This window comes from Paraperibacillus marinus, assembly GCF_046237605.1.
GTDB classification, from domain to species: Bacteria; Bacillota; Bacilli; order Bacillales; family DSM-1321; genus Paraperibacillus; species Paraperibacillus marinus.
The window spans coordinates 3,348,443-3,367,733 of record NZ_CP143542.1 but is presented as its reverse complement, the minus strand read 5'-3'; the positions used below and the strand labels follow the sequence as shown (position 1 = coordinate 3,367,733).

Below are 19,291 nucleotides of genomic sequence, written 5' to 3'. Positions count from 1 at the left end.
TTGTCAGTTTTTAAAAGGGGATTGTAATGAAAGAAATTATAATGGAGCTGTTAGCATTCTTTGCGGAGCTTGGGTACTTAGGTATAGCGCTTGGGCTGATGATTGAAATCATCCCAAGTGAAATTGTACTCGGTTATGGCGGATATTTGATCACTCTCGGAAAGATTAATTTCCCGGGGGCCGTGATTGCAGGGGTGATAGGCGGTACACTGGCCCAGCTTTTCCTGTATTGGGCAGGTTACTTTGGCGGCCGGCCATTTCTTGAGAGATATGGAAAATATATATTGATCAAGAACCATCACATCGACATGGCAGAAAAATGGTTTGAAAAGTATGGGGGAGGAGTGGTATTCAGTGCCAGGTTCATTCCTGTGGTGCGCCATGCCATTTCCATTCCGGCAGGCATTGCCAGGATGTCAGCGCTGAAATTTACTGTATATACAGTGGCTGCGATCATACCATGGACAATCGGCTTTCTCTATCTGGGGACAGTACTTGGTGAAAATTGGAGTCATATTAAAGAAGCAGCCGCGCCCTATGTGACACCGTTCATAGGTTTGGCTGCGGTCAGCATCGTACTTTACTTACTCTGGAAGCGGAAGAAAGCCCCGCCAGTGGTTACAGTACGTAAAATTAAAAAATAAAGAAAAACGAAGGAGGCAGCCCTGGGCATGGGTGCCTCCTTTTTCCTTCAATCTAAATCTTCCTGCCTGTCATCTTCCTTAGCTTTTCTTAAAACCTCAATATATTTTATCGAATGGTCCTCCATTTCAATAACCTTGAAGGTGTAGTCCTCCCACTCAACAGAGTCTCCTGTTTGAATATCATAGTTTTCCGTGAGCACCCAGCCGCCGATCGTATCAATATCATCTTCTTCTAAATGCAGCCCGATGAGGTCGTTTACTTCTGTTATTAATACTTTTGAATCAAAGATATAATGATGATCCCCAAGTTTCCGGATTTCAGCGATTTCATCGAGATCAAACTCATCACGGATTTCCCCGACGATCTCTTCCAGTATATCTTCGACCGTCACTAGTCCTGAGGTTCCACCATACTCATCCATCAGAATTGCCAGATGGATCCGTTCCTTCTGCATTTTGACAAGGAGGTCATGGATGGGAATGTTTTCAATCACTCTAATGACCGGCCGGGTATACATTTCAAGTGTGGCGGTCAGATCCTGTTTCCGGACAAGGTCATAAAAAACTTCCTTTATGTTCACCATGCCGAGAATATGGTCTTTATCTCCTTCCACGATAGGGTAGCGGGTAAATTGCTCTTCATTGGCTATCTTAATGAATTCCTCGATTGTATCTTCCTTCATAAGGCTTATAATTTCTGTTCTGGGAACCATGATTTCCTTGGCAAGCCGGTTATCGAATTCAAATATCTTGTTCACATACTTGTATTCAGATTGATTGATTTCACCGCTTTTATAGCTTTCCGACAATATTGACCGGAGCTCTTCCTCTGAATGGGCCATTTCATGCTCGGATGCAGGGTCGAGGCCGAACAGCCTTGTAAAAAGGCTGGCCGACTTATTCAACGTCCATATAAAAGGGAAAGCAATCCGATTGAACCAGATCAGCGGGCCGGCTACCGCCAGTGCAATGCTTTCCGTTTTATGTATGGCAAATGTTTTTGGTGCAAGCTCTCCTGTAACTACGTGAAAAAAGGTAATGATCAGGAAAGCTGCGGTAAAGGAAATGAGATGACTGATCTGGGAAGGCAGGTCAAGCCTGTGAAAAATAGGCTCGATCAGTCTTTGGATGGTCGGTTCTCCAAGCCAGCCAAGCCCGAGGGAAGTCAAGGTGATGCCCAATTGGCAGGCAGACAGATATTCATCAAGATCTGCTACCACCTTACGGGCATTGACTGCCCTGCGTTCACCCTCTTCAGCAAGCTGATCAAGGCGTGTAGTCCGTACCTTGACGATTGCAAATTCGGATGCTACAAAAAATGCCGTAATGGCAATAAGCACAAATACTAATAATAAGCTGATAAGTTCCACATTAATTCCCTGATCCATCTGCCAGGGAGCCACCTCCCGAATCTACGTGTCAACACCAATGCATAGAAAGAGCTGCTGCATGCACTATTAGTGTTCATTTAAATGCCTGTATCTATAACAACAATACATCAGCGGGTGCAGATGAAAAAAATCAGCCCGCCGAATAACTGCCGGCAGGCTTAAAAGCGCGGTATATTCAGCGTGCAACAAGGACTGAGCATGGGGCATCCTTCACAACAGCCTCACTTACACTTCCGGAAAAAAACCTCTTCAATCCGCTTTTTCCGCTGCTTCCTACTATCAGAAGGTCCACTCTGTTTCTTTCCGCGAACTGACAGATTGCTTCCGCCGTGCTGCCGTCAAGTATTTCAAATTCCGCTTCCGCCGCACTGAGGCCCAGTGTATCTTTTACGGTATTTTCAGTTTCAGCAAGGTGATCCACCTGCACCCCTGCCCCTCGGCCAGCCCCTGGCTGATCAAACGAGATTGGCGGAGAAACCACGGGCTGCATCTGGGTGGGGTCCACATACAGATTTTCCTTTGCCATAGCGGGATGAGGACCGGATGCATCGTCTGTGGCTGGATCATAAACATGCAGGACAGTAAGCTTTGCATCCACATTGTTCTTTTTCATCGCTGCGGCCATTTCCACTGCTTCCTTACCGGCAATGGTTCCATCATAGGCGACTGCAATATGGGTAAATGCGTTCATAATCAAGCTCCTCTCCATTCATTTTTTGTCATGAGCTTTGATGATACTGATATATACCCAATTAAACAGGAATCTGACACCTATTTCATAAATTTGCAGAGCGGTATATTGCAGGCAAAGTGGCTTGCGGCCGGAAGGACCTCCGGCGAGTAAAATGACTGTTTTGGCGAGTAAAACACTTGTATCGGATAGTAAAGTCCTGTTTCGGCTAGCAAACTTTTACTTCGGCTAGTAAAGTCAGCAGCTCGGCGAGCAAACGGATCACTTAGGATAGTAACCGCCCAACGAGGGGGGCTGATCAAAGGGATTTCAGCAGGTTTTATTTAAAAGCAGATTAAATAGAGATGATTTTGTTCAGATTTATGTATTTATGCTATCTGCATACATCAAAAGTCTCCCTGCTGTCCTCTGGCAGGCGGGATGACCAGCGAGGCCGCTGTTTCTTTCTTTGCTCCGCTGTTGTAAAGGAATAAATAATTCTATCTATTCCCTGTTTTAACAGTTCCTGAAAACTATCTCCCAAAATGCGCCAGTGCGAGGTGTGAGCATGATAGGGACGGGGTAAAGTAACTATACTTATTCATACGTTTTTCCAGGATCAGGGGGAGTAACATGAAAGGTTTATTCACTTTTTTTTCCAAAGCGTCGCCGAAGCATGCTGCAAAAAGATTCTTTCAAATCACCGCGCTGGCTTCTTCCATTTCCGCTCTTACTGTTGCGGGATTTCTGCACTTCGCAAAACCCCAGGTTGATATCAGCCAATTGAAAAATACGATGTACCAGCCCACTTATATCTATGACCATAAAGGAGAGCTGGCAAGCACCATAACAGCCAATAAGTCTGAGACTATCCCGATTGAAAAAGTGCCGCAGCATGTCAAGGATGCGGTGGTAGCCATCGAGGACCGCCGTTTCTATGAGCATGGCGGAATTGATTATAAGGGGATTTTCCGGGCAGCCGTCACCAACCTGAAAGCGGGAGGTGTTGTGCAGGGCGGCAGCACTCTCACTCAGCAGCTGACAAAAAACTCGCTGTTAAGCTCTGAACGGACTTATAAACGCAAAATCAAAGAATATTTCCTGGCTAAGGAAGTGGAACGAAAATTCACAAAGGATGAGATACTGGAGATGTATCTTAATCAAATCTATTTCGGTCACGGGGCATGGGGAATCAAAAAGGCGGCCCAGATTTATTTTGGCAAGCCGGTTGAAGATTTAACTGTCTCTGAATCGGCGCTCCTGGCAGGCCTTGTCAAGGCACCGGGAGATATGGATCCCTATAAAAGCAGAGAAAAGGCCATCAAAAGGCGGAACCTTGTCCTGCAGGAAATGAAGGAATACAAATTCATTGACAAGGATACCTATGCTTCCGCAGCTTCTGAAAAGGTTACACTTAAAAATGCAGGGGGAGAGGGAGATACGCTGAAAGGAAGATATCCCTATTACATTGATACAGTGTTTGAAGAAGCCATCAAAACGTATGGTATAGATCAGGATGAGCTGTTAACCGGAGGCTACAAGATATACACAGCCCTCGATCAGGATATGCAGGCAGCAGCCGAGGAGGTTTATAAGGAAGATTCATTCTTCCCGGATTCAAGCGACGGAACTCTTGTTCAGAGCGGCACAGTCCTTATAAACCCTAAAAATGGCGGCATAAATGCGGTTGTGGGCGGCAGGGGGGAGCATACCTTCCGGGAGTTCAATCATGCGACACAGCTGAAAAGGCAGCCGGGTTCAACCATGAAGCCGCTGGCTGTCTATACACCGGCATTGGAAGAAGGATTTGGCATCAATGCTTCATTAAAGGATGAAAAAATGGATTTCGGTGAATATCAGCCTTCAAATTATAATGATAGCTACCGGGGCAAGGTCCCTATGTACGAAGCGCTCCAGGAATCCTTGAATGTGCCGGCAGTCTGGCTGTTGAATGAAGTCGGCATACAGAAGGGGATGGATGCGGTCAAGAGGTTTGGCATAAATTTGTCCGCTGAAGACAGGAAGCTTGGACTTGCTCTTGGCGGCACCGCTTCCGGTGTGTCGCCTCTCGATATGGCAGAAGCTTATTCAGCCTTCGCGAATGACGGTGTCAGGAATGACTCGCATGCCATCCTGAAAATCGTGGATGCTGAAGGCAAGGAAGCAGCGCGTTTCAAGTCAGCGAAAACCAAGGTCACAAGTCCTGGAAATGCCAGGAAAATGACGGCCATGCTTATGGGTGTCGTTCAGGATGGGACTGGATCGGCAGCAGCTGTGGACGGATGGGAAATCGCTGGCAAGACAGGAAGCACACAGGTGCCGATTGAAGGAATAGACGGAGTGAAGGACCAATGGTTCGCAGGGTATTCTCCGGTTGTGGCAGGCGCAGTTTGGCTGGGCTATGATCACACAGACAAAGATCATTATCTTACAACCACCAGCAGTGAAGGGGCTGCACCCTTATTCAGGGAAATCATGTCAAGGGCGCTCCAGCATAAAAAACATAAATCCTTCGGCGTCAAAAGCATAGAGGAATATAAACGGGATGAAAGAGAAAAGGAAATCAAGGAATTCTGGAATAAGCAAAAAGATAAAGTGAAGGATAAGTGGGAAAAATGGACAGAGCCCTTCAAGAGCGAGAAGGAAGGAATCGGAAATTCTGACAGCCAGTCTCCAGAAAAGAACGAGAAAAAAGAGCCTGTCCAGCCGGAGGTCCAAGCTGAACCTCAAAAAAGCACCCCTTCTGCAGGGGAAACTGATAAAAAGGAAGATGACAAGGAGCAGGTAAAACCAAAACCAGAACCAGAACCAGGCAAAACTGGCGGTGACAATGGAGGAAAAGCAGAGCCGCCAAAGCCTCCGGCTAAACCACCTGCAGAGCCAGAGCCTGAAGAACCTGAACCGGAAACTCCTGATCAACCGCAGCCGGAAACGCCGCAGCCTCCTGAGCCTGAAGAACCAGATCCAGGTACACCAGAGCCAGAGGAACCTGATACCGGCGGAGGAGAAACAAATGTAAAAAAACCGGCTGAAGCAGCCCCAGCCCCAGCCCCAGCATCCTAAAAGGCAGGGCTGGGCAGGTAAGCAAGCCTAGTTCAAAACAGCCAGATCCGTAAATGGGTCTGGCTGTTCCTTTTTTTAGCTTGATTACAGCGGGAATCCCTTGTCTGCAATCAACCTTTTGTTCCAGGAACCACAAAAAAAATCAGGTGTACAAGAGTCCCCCGGCAGAGGCTTTTGTACACCTAATTTTTGGCAAAAGGGTAATACTGCCCTTTTTTCAGGACAATATCCTTGGTAGACTAAGATAAAGCATTTACGATAAAGCCAATTACTACGATTGCGCCAATGATCATTAGGATTGTGCGAAGCATGAAATCAACTCCATTCCAAGAGAAATTAATTGTATTTTTGATCGATCCTGCCCTTTTTATACTGAAAAACAATAAGCTGGTGGCTGTTCCTCTAGATTAAAGCTGGATGGTATCTGTCGGGTTAAGAAAGTAGCGTGGAACGGGTGCCTGTTCCTGGGTTGGCGAGGCAATATCCAATAGCTCCTGCATCTTTTCGCTGACATCCTGTCCTTCTACTATGATCTTTAAGGAATCACATTCATTGATGGTAAGCATGAACGATACAAGCTTTGACAGCTTTTTGGCATCTGTAAGCTTCTGGCTGCAAAGAAGGTAAACATTTCCGTCATAGTTTTTAACAGATTGGTAAAATAACATGATTTTTTTCATGGCCAGCTTTTCTGGTATTGAGATGCTGGCAGAGATAATTTCGTTCATACACTTGCTTCTCCTTTTATTATTTTTTATATAATAAAGTTTCTTGATTGCCTGATTTATATTAGTCTTACATCAGAAGTGAAACTTTGCTACGCCAGTTATTTACCCGGAAAGATAAAAAGTGAAACCATTTGAAAAAATTAATAAAAAGGTATGCTGGTATATTAATGAAGAAAAATTCAGGAGTTTTTATTTTCATTTTGAAGGAATTGGAAAAAATATGAAGAAATATGTAGTTTAGCTATTTTTAGCAGTTGAAAGGGGAATACAGCACGGATGCTCACCATCATTAAAAATGGAGAAATATTTGCTCCTGAATACCTGGGAAAAAAGGATATCCTGATTGCTGATTCAAAAATCGCGATGATTGATGAGTTTATAGAAGTACCCGCGGGGCTTGAAGAAATCACAAATGTCGTCGATGCAGCCCATAAGCTTGTTGTACCAGGTTTCATTGATTCACATGTACATATTATGGGCGGGGGCGGCGAGGGCAGCTATAAAACCAGGACGCCGGAAATGCAGCTGACAGATGCAACCCTCGCCGGAATTACAACTGTCATAGGAGTCATCGGCACAGATGGAACAACCAGGACCATGCCCAGTCTGATAGCAAAAGCAAGAGCCCTCGAGGAAGAGGGAATCACCTGTTTTGTGCAGACCGGTTCGTATCAGGTTCCAGTGAAAACGCTGACTGGAAAAATTGAAGACGACATTATCCTGATTGATAAAGTGATCGGTGCAGGTGAAATTGCCATATCCGACCATAGGTCCTCACAGCCGACTGCAGAGGAGCTTGCCAAGATTGCTTCAGCGGCCAGGCTTGGAGGAATGCTGTCTGGCAAGGCTGGAATTGTCAATATACATATCGGCGACAGCCGGGACCATTTCAGGGTGATAGAAGAAGCAGTCGAGAAAACAGACCTTCCCATACGGCAATTTTATCCTACTCATGTTAACCGCAATCCCCACTTGTTTGAAGAAGCCATTCGTTATGCAAAAAAAGGGGGCTATGTCGACTTCACAACGAGCACCATATCAAAATTCCTCGAAGGCGGCGAAATGAAGTGCAGCAAGGGTTTAAAGATCATGCTTGAAGCGGGGGTCAGCCCGGATTCCATTACCTTCACCTCTGACGGGCAGGCCTCCCTGCCTGACTTTAATGAAGAAGGGGAACTGGTGGGCCTCACCATCGGGAAATGTTCCTCGCTCTTTAAGGAAGTCCGCGATGCAGTGCTCGATGAAGGAATTGCCCTTGAGACCGCCATTAAGGTCATTACTGAAAACCCTGCGGCTATCCTGAAGCTCAAGAAAAAGGGAAGGATTGAAAAGGGCAGGGACGCTGACCTGGTGATTCTGGAAAAAGGCTCACTTGAGATCGATTTGGTGGCGGCCCTTGGCAGAATCATGGTGCGTGAAGGAAAAGCCATCGTTAAAGGAACATTCGAACAATAAGCTATGCAGAGAGCAGTTAATAAAGCTTCATGAATAGACACCAGCCTCTCCTTCTATGAGAAAAGAGGAGACGTATGTTAAAAACATTTGCTATCTTTAAGAACCCTTTATTCACAAAGCTCTTTTTTGCCAATTTCAGCTCACAGATGGGAAGTGTGATTGGAATCACGGCCTTCATGTTTTATCTGCTGGACCGGTTTGCCCAAAACCCCGCATATGCGACAGTCTCAGAACTGATGTATACCCTTCCTACGCTGGCTGTATTTTTTCTGGTAGGTGTAATTGCTGACAGGATGGACCGGCAGATGATCGCAAAGAACTGTGATTGGATCTGCTTTGGGCTGACCCTGCTGCTCCTAGGGGCATTAAAGATTGGAATGATCTCGCTGATCTTTGCTGTTTTATTCCTAAGAAGCGGTGTGCAGAAATTTTTTGCCCCAGCCCAATCATCCATTCTGCAGGGTGTGCTTGGGAAGGATGATTATACATCAGCAGCCGGCCTTAACCAGATGGTCCAGAGTCTGTTCATGCTGGTCGGCAACGGGCTGGGCGTCTTCTTTTACTGGCAGCTGGGCATCTATGGGGCTATAGCCGTGGATGCACTTAGCTTTATCATAAGCGGCCTTTTGATCAGTTTCTGCCGCATTCCGGAAAAAGTGCGAATGCCTAATGGGCGGCATACTCTCCGGGATCTCGATATCAAATTGGTCCTGAACGATTTTAAGCAGGGCATGGGATATATATGGAACTTCAAGCTGCTGCTTTCCCTCCTGAGCGGGTTTTGCATTTTCGGCATTGTGAATGGAGGTTTTGCCGTAATGCCGATCTTCATATTGAAATACAAACTTGAGCCTGTGCATTATGAGGAATATTCTATTATTCTGGGAGTCATTTTTGGTACCGGCATCCTGATAGGAAGTGTTGCGGCTTCTTCATTTGCCAGGAAGACGAAACTGATGAACTGCCTGATAGTAGGACTTGTCTTTTCAGGGGCATTTGTGGTTCTGTCAAGCTTTGCAGGGGAGACTCCATGGTTTTTGGCAGCTATATTAGGTGCCGCTTTTTTCCTTCCTTTCTGTAATATTGCCCTTGGCGGCTGGATGCCGCGGATTGTGGATCCCAAGATGATGGGGAGGGTGCAGGGATGGATTACCCCTCTCATGATGGTGTCCCAATCCCTTATGCTAGGGTTCATTTCATTTGCTTTCCCCGGGTTCATTTCAATCGAAGGCTTGTATTGGATAACGGGCGGGTCTCTTATGTTAGTGAGCCTGATCTATGCATACCTGCTTCCTAAATATGCGGAAGACCCGCAAGGCGGAATGAAAGCCGCACAGAATAGGGCAGTCTAATTAGGGATATTACTTGTAAAGACGGCATAAAAATAAAAAGTGTACCGTGGAGTAGCTTAAATATTCCGAAAAGAAAAAATTGACAATTTTTTAAAGAGATAGTAAAGTACAACAGAAGAAACCATTTTAGAAACGGAGGGCTGCGTCATGGCATATGAAGTCAATGTAATCAAGAGAACATTATTCCATCTGCGCAGCCTTGATATATTCCTATAACCCTATTTACAGGCGTAATAGGCATAATCAGGCACAGGCTGCGGCACAATACCGCGACCTGTGCTTTTTTATGCCTTTGGTTCCCAAAGGCTCCCGCACTTTTTCGCGTAGAGCCTTTTTTTGCTTTGCAGCACGTTTATTTCCCGGGTAAATGAGCATCCGCTCTTTCCAATATAAAAAAATGGAGGTAAGTAAAAATGAGAAATGGAGAACTTTTATTGATTGTCGGGGCATTGGATCCAGACAGCGGCTAGTCAAAAAACAATGGAATCAACTAAACAGGAGGCAAAAATATGCTGTCTATCTTTCGGAAATTAACATGGTTTTTTAAAAAGTATTGGCTGAGATACACCATTGCGATTACGCTGTTATTGGTGGTCAACATTGCCGAAGTACTGCCGCCAAGGCTTGTAGGGCTGGCAATTGATGATATCAATACAGGAAGTCTTACACTAGCCGGGATCTTCAAGTATATCCTGCAGCTGTCCCTGATTGCCATCGGGGTATACGGGCTTTCTTATATTTGGATGTACCAGCTGTTCGGCGGTGCATTCATCCTCGAGAAACGGATGAGATCCATGCTTATGGGCCATCTGCTGAAAATGACTCCATCCTTCTTTGAAAAGAACCGTACAGGTGACTTGATGGCCAGGGCAACAAATGACCTTAAAGCCATATCTGTCACGGCAGGCTTTGGGATTCTGACACTGACAGATGCACTTATGTTTACAGCCACCATCATTGGCACGATGTGCATCCTGATTGACTGGAAGCTGACGCTGGCGGCCATACTGCCGCTTCCTTTGATGGCATGGATCATGAATATATACGGCAAGAGGATCCATAAAAGATTCACATCTGCACAGGATGCCTTCGGTGATATGAATGATACGGTCCTTGAATCAGTGGCCGGTGTACGGGTAATCCGTGCGTATGTGCAGGAAAGGGCCGATGAAAAGCGTTTTGGTGATATGACGGAAGATGTATATAATAAAAATCTTTCTGTTGCAAGGATAGACTCATTATTTGACCCCACCATAAAGATTCTGGTCGGGTTGAGCTATCTGATCGGGCTGAGCTACGGGGCAGTCCTGGTGTTTGACCAGAAGCTGACTCTTGGTGAACTTGTTTCCTTCAACGTATATCTCGGGATGCTGATCTGGCCGATGTTCGCTATCGGTGAACTCATAAACATCATGCAGCGCGGCAATGCGTCGCTTGACCGCGTGAGTGAAACACTTGCCTATGAAGAGGATGTGAAGGTTGCCGGTGTTCCTGACACCGCGGCCTATCCGGGGAATATCGAATTTGGGGAATTCAGTTTCCAATATCCGTCTTCCAAGCACGATAATTTAAAAGGAATATCCCTTCGTATTGAACAAGGGGGCACAATCGGTATTGTCGGCAAGACCGGAAGCGGAAAAACAACCTTGATCAAACAGCTTTTAAGGGAATATCCGCTCGGGAAAGGCTCTCTTTCCATCACAGACATCCCGCTTGAAAAACAGGACATCCATACAGTCAGGAGCTGGATTGGATATGTTCCCCAGGATAACTTCCTGTTCTCAAGGACCGTAGAGGAAAATATCCTCTTTGGAAACCCGGAAGCAGGCGAGAAGGAGTTGTGGGATGCCATTCATTTTGCCGACTTTAATAAAGATCTTGCCAATCTTCCTGATGGGCTGAAAACGATGGTAGGGGAAAAAGGGGTAGCACTCTCAGGCGGCCAAAAACAAAGGATTTCCATTGCCCGCGCACTCATCCGGGATCCTGACATCCTGATACTTGATGACTCGCTCTCGGCCGTGGATGCTAAAACCGAAACCACCATCATTGAAAACATTCGCAAGGGCAGAAGCGGAAAAACGACCATCATCACGACTCACCGGCTGTCTGCTGTACAGCATGCCGACTGGATTATTGTGCTCGATGACGGAAAGGTGATCGAAGAAGGAACACACCGTGAATTATTGGAGCAGCCAGGCTGGTATCAGGAACAGTTTGAGCGGCAGCAGGTGGAAGAAGAATCGGAGGTGGTTGCATAATGACAGGCAAAAGGCTGTATCAATATGCATCGCTGTATAAAAAAATCATATGGGCGGCACTCATCATGCTTGCTGTATCAGTTGCCGCCGATCTTGCCGGCCCGTTCATTGCAAAGAAAGTAATTGACTCCCATATCATGGGCATTGAGTCTGTCTGGCATGAAACAGAAAAAGGAAAAGACACAGCCTTTTATAAAGGCAAACATTATAAAAGGGAAGAATATTTTACAAGCGGCGAGGAAAAAGGCAAGGCTGTTTCCATTCTCCAGATTGGCACTAAATTCGTATTCATAGACGAACCGGCTGTAAAAGCGGGCAAGCGCAGTCTGGATGGAAATGTTTTGACCGTAAGAACAGGCAAGGGGACCGAGAAGTATGAGGTGGATTATATTTCAAGGGGCGACCTGATGAATTTCTACCGTCCGGAAATTCCCCGGATCCTGAAGCTTGCTGTTATTTATTTCGGACTGTTGATTATAGCTGCGATATTCCAGTATGGCCAGAGATATAATCTGCAGAAAGCGGCAAACCGGATTATCCAGAAGATGAGGAAGGATTTGTTTACTCATATTCAAACTCTTCATATCTCTTACTACGATAATCTGCCGGCTGGCAAGGTAGTCTCAAGGATAACCAATGACACAGAAGCAATCAGAGAATTGTATGTAGCCGTACTGGCCAACTTCTTCTCAAGCATCATCACGATCATCGGTATTTTTATCGCTGTGTTCATTTTGTCGCCAAAGCTGTCCATGCTGTTTCTGCTGCTCATTCCGATCCTTGTCATCTGGACGCTGGTTTACCGGAAATATGCTTCAAAATACAATCATATCATCCGTGCAAGAGTGAGCGACATCAATGCATCGATCAATGAGTCCATTCAGGGGATGAATGTCATTCAGGCGTTCAACCGTGAAAAAGAAACGGTCTCATCCTTTAAAAAGCTGAATGATGAACATTTTCAGTATCAGAATAAAATGCTGAGCCTCAATTCACTGACCGGCCACAACCTGGTGAATGTGCTGAGGAATATAACGTTTGTCGCTTTTATCTGGTATTTCGGGAAGGAATCCCTGAATGTGAACTCCGTTATATCACTTGGTATGCTTTATGCCCTAGTTGATTATATCAACCGGCTGTTTCATCCAATATCCGGCATTGTGAATCAGTTTGCCAACCTTGAACAGGCACTGGTGGCCGGGGAGCGGGTATTCAATCTCCTGGATGAAAAAGGGACAGAGGTCAGTGACGGGAAAATTCCGCGTTACTCCGGGAATGTTGAGTTCAAGGATGTCTCCTTTGCCTATAAACAAGGGGAAAATGTATTGAAGAATATAAGCTTCAAAGCCCAGCAGGGGGAAACGGTCGCTCTGGTCGGGCATACAGGTTCCGGTAAGAGCTCAATCATGAACCTCTTGTTCAGGTTCTACGACAGCAATTCAGGCAGCATTACCATTGACGGAGTGGACATTAAGGATATCCCTTATCAGACGCTTCGTGAACATATGGGAATTGTACTCCAGGATCCTTATTTATTCACAGGAACGATTGCTTCCAATATCAGCCTTGATGATCCCAGGATTACAAGGGAGGCAGTCATTAAAGCATTGAAGGATGTAGGCGGCGATCAGGTGCTGACTCATTTGGATAAGGGCATTGATACGCCGGTAATTGAAAAGGGCAGCACGCTGTCATCCGGGCAGCGCCAGCTCATTTCCTTTGCCCGTGCTCTTGCCTTTAATCCGGCTATTCTGATACTTGATGAAGCAACAGCAAGCATTGACACCGAGACAGAAGCCATCATCCAGGAAGCAATGGAAGTCCTGAAGAAGGGGCGCACCACCTTCATTATTGCCCACAGGCTTTCAACCATTAAAAATGCAGATCAGATCCTGGTTCTCGATAAAGGTAAAATCGCAGAAAAAGGAAGCCATGATGAACTGATGAAGCTTAAGGGAAGATACTATCAAATGTACAAACTTCAGCAGGGAAAGAAACAAAATATAGCAGGGTAATGAGAGCTGCCCAGCCGGAAACGGCTGGCAGCTTTTTTTAGCTTGGAGGATATGCAGGTACTAAACGTCAGGCTGGGGGATCGGATTCTTCACAATAACTTAGAATTTAGAACAATTTCAATGTTTTTTTAAACAAAATCAGCTGCTTCCATTCCAATTCAGCTTCATCCTGAAGAAAAACTTTCACCACCTCACCTGTCAGGATTGTAAAAAAGCTGTTACTATCCAAAGTGAACACTTTACTCGCCAACTAAGGTACTTTACTATCCAAAAAGAAAAATTACTATCCGAAAAGAGAATTTACTCGCCGAAGCAGCCGTTTTACTCGCCAGATACACTGATTTACTCGCCGCTTTTGCATACCGGGCAGCAAAGCGGAAACAGCCTAGAACAGGTCTTTTTCCCTAAAAAATGAAACCATTCAGAAAATAGTGGAAACGTTTTCACTGATTTTATATAATAGAATTGTTATATAAAAGAAAAGGAGGCTGACAGTTTGAAAAAGAAAACGAAAGTAATTCTTGCTAGTTTATTAGTCTTAATTTTGTGTTCATCACTTTTTTTATGGAATTTTGTGAAAACGGTTGCACAAGCTGAAACCACTACTTCCCTTAAAATCCATTACCAGCCGGAACCCGGGAACACCAAGGATTGGAATCTATGGATCTGGCCTGACGGGAAAGATGGAAAGGCCTATCCTTTCACCGGTGAAGACAGTTTTGGAAAGATTGCTGAAGTCACATTGGAGGGCTCTCACACCAAAGCGGGATTCATTGTCAGGACTGATTCCTGGGAAAAGGACGGCGGCGACAGATTTATCAACATTAAGGACGGAGCAGCCGAAGTCTGGGTCATAAGCGGAGAGGATAATGTCTATACGGAGGAGCCAAAAGCAGATGTAACTCCTAAGATAATGTCCGCATTGATAGATGAAATGAACTCAATCAGCGTCACTACAAATGTCCCTCTGAAATTGGATCAGTCGGATATTACGTTGGAAGGTGCTGAGATAAAAGCCATCCAGCCAAATGAAGGGGATGCGGTCAAAAAGTTCAAAATCATCACAAAGTCTGCCCTGGACTTGTCTGCCCAATATAAACTCTCTATAAAAGGCTATGGCGAAAAGCTTGTTGAGATGGGAAGCGCTGTGCGCACTGAGGCATTTGATGATTTGTACTTTTACGGGGGAGATGATCTTGGGAACACATACGGAAACACACAGACATCCTTCAGACTCTGGGCACCAACAGCCAAAGAAGCAAAGCTTGTAACATACAGCTCATGGGATGCGCCTGCAGGGAAAGAAATTCCCCTGGTGAAAAGCAAAAAGGGAACATGGACCGCCGAGCTTAAGGGAAACCAGGACGGCCTTATTTATACATATAAGGTGCTGATCGGTGATAAATGGAATGAGGCTGTAGACCCTTATGCACGTGCAGTAACTGTCAATGGCGATAGAGGCGTCGTTGCAAATCTGGATAAAACAGATCCAGGTAAATGGAAGGCGAACAAGCCCTCTCTGAAAAAACCTGAGGACTCCATTATTTATGAGCTGCATGTCAGAGACCTTTCCATCCAAAAAGAAAGCGGAATCAAGCAGAAAGGAAAGTATCTCGGGGTCATAGAGAAAGGCACCAGAAACTCTGCAGGCCTGTCGACCGGACTTGATTATATGAAGGACCTTGGGGTCACTCATGTTCAGTTCCTGCCAATCTATGATTATCGCACAGTGGATGAAACTAAATTGGACACACCGCAGTTTAACTGGGGCTATGATCCAAAAAACTATAATGCACCAGAAGGTTCTTATTCCTCAGATCCATACAATCCATACACCAGGATAACAGAGCTGAAGCAGATGGTGCAGGGGCTTCATGACAATGGCATGCGGGTCATCATGGATGTTGTCTACAACCATGTATATGATATGCAGGAGCATAGCTTCAATAAACTTGTGCCGGGTTATTATTTCCGATATAACGAAAATGGGACTCCAGCCAACGGTACTGGAGTTGGCAATGATATTGCATCTGAACGGAAAATGGCACAAAAATTCATTGTTGAATCTGCAGCTTATTGGGCTGAGGAATATCATTTAGATGGATTCCGATTTGATTTGATGGGCATCCTCGATGTTGACACGATGAATAAGGTCAGAAAGACGCTGGATGAAATTGATCCTTCCATCGTTGTACTGGGAGAAGGCTGGGATATGGGGACACCGCTTCCTGCTTCTGAGAAGGCCAATCAAAAAAATGCCGGGAAAATGGAAGGAATCGCCCATTTTAACGACAGCATCCGTGACAGTCTGAAGGGAAGCGTGTTTGATGAGAGAGACAGAGGATTCATCAACGGAAAGCCTGGGACAGAAAGCATAATCAAGCAGGGCATTGAAGCAGGTATCCATTATCCAGACGGAATGGCCACATATAAGGATCCCGAACAGGTTGTCACATATGTGGAGGCCCATGATAATCATACATTATGGGATAAGCTCCAGCTGACTAACCCGGAAGCAGGGAAGGAACAGCAGATACAGATGCACAAACTGGCATCCTCCATCCTGCTGACTTCACAGGGAATGTCATTCATCCATGCCGGACAGGAATTCATGAGAACAAAGCAGGGAGACCATAACAGCTATAAGTCTCCGGACAGCATTAATCAGCTGGACTGGAACAGACGCGGCGAATTTAACGAAGAAGTTCAGTATATGAAAGGGCTGATTCAGCTCAGGAAGCGTTATTCCTCCTTCCGGATGAATACAGCCGCTCAAATAGAAAAGAATCTTACCTTCATTGATTCACCGGCAGGCACAGCAGCTTTCACGCTGGACGCTAGGGCCAATCACGATCCTGGCCGGCAGATTGCCGTCCTTCACAATGCAAACGAAGCCGAAACTGAATTCAAGCTTCCGGCAAGTGATGTATGGCGGGTACTGGCCGACGGTAACAAGGCAGGCATCAAGGTTCTGCGAACAGTCAAGGGAGCAGCCGTCAAAGTGCCGGCAAAATCGACTTTTGTTCTGGTCAGATAAAAAAGGGGGCAGCAGATTAAATTCTGCTGCTTTTTCTGTGGAAAAGGGGTGGAGCTGATCAAGCTTCCTGGAGCTGGGAATGAGCTCATTTATCTTCTGGCATTCCTGCCTGCATCTTGCTCCGCTTCACTGCCTTATTGTGTTTGTTCCTGCTCTTGTCCAGTTCTTTTCCATGCATGGGCGCGGGTAGAAAACCCATGTGTGTTTTATGCTGAAGAATCTGAAGCTGGAGATTTTTGAATCTTCTAATTATACTTGAAGCAGCAGTTACATACTAAAAAGAGGTGAACCCATGGACAAAGGTAACATTATTTTACTGAACGGGACATCGAGCTCCGGAAAATCGGCTCTGGCCCGTGAGCTGATAAAGCTCCTGCCGGATTTCTTTCCTTTGTCCATCGATGAATTTGACTTATTGATTGAGCGGATGGAAGACCGCCCTGGGAACAGGCTGATTCCTGTGGATACAGAAGTGTTTTACCATAGAACTGCAGCGATGTTTTCAGATCAGGGAGTGAATATCATCCTGGACGAGGTACTGCACAATGAAGCAGTAAAGGCTGACTTCCGCTCCACATTGGACTCCTATCCCATTTTTTATGCGGGCCTCCATTGCCCGCTTGAAGAACTGGCGCGCCGGGAAGAAGAAAGGGGGGACAGGCGGATGGGCCTTGCAGCGGAACAATTCCCGCATATCCACAAAGACCTGAGGTATGACATAGAAGTGGATACAGAGAGAAGTTCTCCTGAAGATTGTGCCTTGCGCATATATGAGGCCTATACACAGAAAGTCAGAAAAACAGCTATTCGGGGATAAATGATGGAGTGCCCGTTAATTTGGCTGGATTTCAGGGAAAAGAAAAAGGGGAGGCGATTATAAATGGATTATCGTATGGAACGGGATACAATGGGAGAAGTGAAAGTGCCTGCAGACAAATACTGGGGCGCACAGACAGAACGCAGCCGGAATAATTTCAAGATTGGCAGTGAAAAGATGCCCCTGCGGCTAATCCATGCTTTTGCACAAGTGAAAAAGGCGGCCGCTCAGGCTAACTTTGAGCTGGGAAAATTGGGAGCAGAGAAAAAGGAAGCGATTTGCAGGGTTTGTGATGAAATCATGGACGGCGAATATGACGATCATTTTCCCTTGGTAGTCTGGCAGACAGGGAGCGGTACTCAGACAAATATGAATGTGAACGAGGTCATTTCGAACCGTGCCACCCATCTTCTGCATGAGGCAGGCAGCCTGGAAAGAGTTCATCCAAATGATGATGTCAATATGTCACAAAGCTCCAATGACACATTCCCTACAGCCATGCATATAGCTGCATATAAGGCTGTAGCGGACCAGCTCCTTCCTCCGCTCCGAAAACTTGAGGAGGCCCTGGCCGCAAAGGAAGAAGAGTATCGGGACCTTGTCAAAATAGGGCGCACCCATCTCCAGGATGCGACTCCCCTGACGCTAGGACAGGAAATCAGCGGCTGGAGGGCGATGCTTGAACGCAGTTCAGAAATGATTGAAGAAAGCAGCCGCCAGCTGCTGAATCTGGCGCTTGGCGGGACGGCCGTCGGCACCGGAATCAATGCGGACAGGGACTTTGCAGTTACAGCTGCGCGCTATATTGAAAGCGGGACGGGCTATCCTTTCCGTCCAAGCCGGAATTTTTTTCATGCATTAACAAGCCATGATGAACTGGTTTATGCCCACGGGGCAATAAAGGGACTTGCTGCAGATCTTATGAAGATTGCAAATGATGTCAGGTGGCTCGCAAGCGGGCCGAGGAGCGGCATCGGAGAGCTGACTATACCGGCTAATGAGCCAGGAAGCTCCATCATGCCCGGGAAAGTGAATCCAACACAGAGTGAAGCGCTGACAATGGCAGCCGTCCAGGTATTTGGAAATGATGCCGCGATTTCCTTTGCAGCAAGCCAGGGAAATTTCGAGCTGAATGTATTTAAACCGGTCATTATCTATAACTTTCTGCAGTCGGTACAGCTGCTGGCTGATGGCATGGCATCCTTCCATAAAAACTGCATTGAAGGTCTTGAAGCAAACAGGGAAAAAATCAAGGAATATGTGGACCAGTCCCTTATGCTTGTAACAGCCCTGAACCCTCATATCGGCTATGAAAAAGCCGCTGAGATTGCAAAATATGCCTTTAATGAAAACCTGACTCTGAAGGAGGCTGCCCTGCATCTCGGATATGTTACAGATGAGCAGTTTGATGAATGGGTGGATCCCGGAAAAATGGTAAATAAGAATTAAAGGTGCTGGAGCGAGCGGCCTGACTGCTGCCCCTGGCTATGTCAAGGAACCGTATGCTGGATGTGCAACATGATAGCAGGTTGGATGAATCCTTCACATACTGCCTAAGATTCCTAACCATACTAACAGCATAGGGGGGATCGAGATGGGAATGTGTCCATATTGCAATGGATTTAAAAAGCTGGAGGCGTTCTGCAGTGTCTGCGGGACAGATATGGAAGATTCGGGCAAGGTTTCTGATTATCTGGATCCGTATGGTCATTATAATGATGAAGAAACCGTTAAACTAGGAGACGGCTTTAAAAACAGCTCGGAAGATGAAATATGTCCTCATCTCCTGTCATGCCCTTCATGCGGGCACGACCGGGTCCTGTTTGTAAAGGAATAGAAAAGGAGCCGGCTGGGTGCC

The 19,291-nt window shown here is 46.0% G+C and carries 13 protein-coding genes; 10 read left to right on the top strand and 3 right to left on the bottom strand.

The window, feature by feature from the left end:
• The first annotated feature begins 26 nt into the window (after positions 1 to 26).
• Entirely contained in the window at positions 27 to 644 is a 618-nt protein-coding gene (locus tag V1498_RS16960) for a DedA family protein (RefSeq protein WP_409294844.1), read from the top strand.
• 47 nt (positions 645 to 691) lie between these two features.
• Here the strand turns inward: V1498_RS16960 and V1498_RS16955 are convergent, their stop codons facing one another.
• Positions 692 to 2,032 (bottom strand): hemolysin family protein, encoded by a 1,341-nt coding sequence (locus tag V1498_RS16955; RefSeq protein WP_409294843.1) that lies wholly within the window; start codon positions 2,030 to 2,032, stop codon positions 692 to 694.
• Between the two features lie 178 nt (positions 2,033 to 2,210).
• Entirely contained in the window at positions 2,211 to 2,726 is a 516-nt protein-coding gene (locus V1498_RS16950) for a universal stress protein (RefSeq protein WP_409294842.1), read from the bottom strand.
• A gap of 612 nt (positions 2,727 to 3,338) precedes the next feature.
• Here V1498_RS16950 and V1498_RS16945 point away from each other — a divergent pair.
• Positions 3,339 to 5,768, top strand: coding sequence for a PBP1A family penicillin-binding protein (locus V1498_RS16945; protein ID WP_409294841.1), 2,430 nt, complete (start codon positions 3,339 to 3,341; stop codon positions 5,766 to 5,768).
• Positions 5,769 to 6,175: 407 nt separating this feature from the next.
• On the opposite strand, the gene V1498_RS16940 is transcribed toward V1498_RS16945, so the two are convergent.
• Complete coding sequence (locus V1498_RS16940) at positions 6,176 to 6,496, bottom strand: HPr family phosphocarrier protein (protein WP_409294840.1); 321 nt, start codon at positions 6,494 to 6,496, stop codon at positions 6,176 to 6,178.
• Between the two features lie 276 nt (positions 6,497 to 6,772).
• On the opposite strand from V1498_RS16940, the gene iadA reads away from it, so the two are divergent.
• From iadA to V1498_RS16900, 8 genes are all read left to right on the top strand, one after another.
• Complete coding sequence (gene iadA / locus V1498_RS16935; protein WP_409294839.1) at positions 6,773 to 7,951, top strand: beta-aspartyl-peptidase; 1,179 nt, start codon at positions 6,773 to 6,775, stop codon at positions 7,949 to 7,951.
• A gap of 74 nt (positions 7,952 to 8,025) precedes the next feature.
• The gene (locus V1498_RS16930) at positions 8,026 to 9,303 is read left to right on the top strand and encodes an MFS transporter (RefSeq protein ID WP_409294838.1); all 1,278 of its coding nucleotides are present in this window, start codon (positions 8,026 to 8,028) and stop codon (positions 9,301 to 9,303) included.
• 509 nt (positions 9,304 to 9,812) lie between these two features.
• Positions 9,813 to 11,564: an ABC transporter ATP-binding protein gene (locus V1498_RS16925; RefSeq protein WP_409294837.1), complete on the top strand. Its 1,752-nt coding sequence runs from the start codon at positions 9,813 to 9,815 to the stop codon at positions 11,562 to 11,564.
• Complete coding sequence (locus V1498_RS16920; protein ID WP_409299329.1) at positions 11,561 to 13,579, top strand: ABC transporter ATP-binding protein; 2,019 nt, start codon at positions 11,561 to 11,563, stop codon at positions 13,577 to 13,579. The genes V1498_RS16925 and V1498_RS16920 overlap by 4 nt, the downstream gene beginning before the upstream one ends.
• A gap of 496 nt (positions 13,580 to 14,075) precedes the next feature.
• Positions 14,076 to 16,616, top strand: coding sequence for a type I pullulanase (pulA, locus tag V1498_RS16915; protein ID WP_409294836.1), 2,541 nt, complete (start codon positions 14,076 to 14,078; stop codon positions 16,614 to 16,616).
• Between the two features lie 292 nt (positions 16,617 to 16,908).
• Positions 16,909 to 17,433 carry a phosphotransferase-like protein gene (locus tag V1498_RS16910; protein WP_409294835.1) on the top strand — a complete coding sequence of 175 codons (525 nt, stop codon included), beginning with the start codon at positions 16,909 to 16,911 and terminating at the stop codon, positions 17,431 to 17,433.
• A 63-nt stretch (positions 17,434 to 17,496) separates the two neighbouring features.
• Positions 17,497 to 18,882 carry a class II fumarate hydratase gene (fumC, locus tag V1498_RS16905; protein WP_409294834.1) on the top strand — a complete coding sequence of 462 codons (1,386 nt, stop codon included), beginning with the start codon at positions 17,497 to 17,499 and terminating at the stop codon, positions 18,880 to 18,882.
• A 145-nt stretch (positions 18,883 to 19,027) separates the two neighbouring features.
• Positions 19,028 to 19,270: a hypothetical protein gene (locus tag V1498_RS16900; protein ID WP_409294833.1), complete on the top strand. Its 243-nt coding sequence runs from the start codon at positions 19,028 to 19,030 to the stop codon at positions 19,268 to 19,270.
• Positions 19,271 to 19,291: the final 21 nt, after the last annotated feature.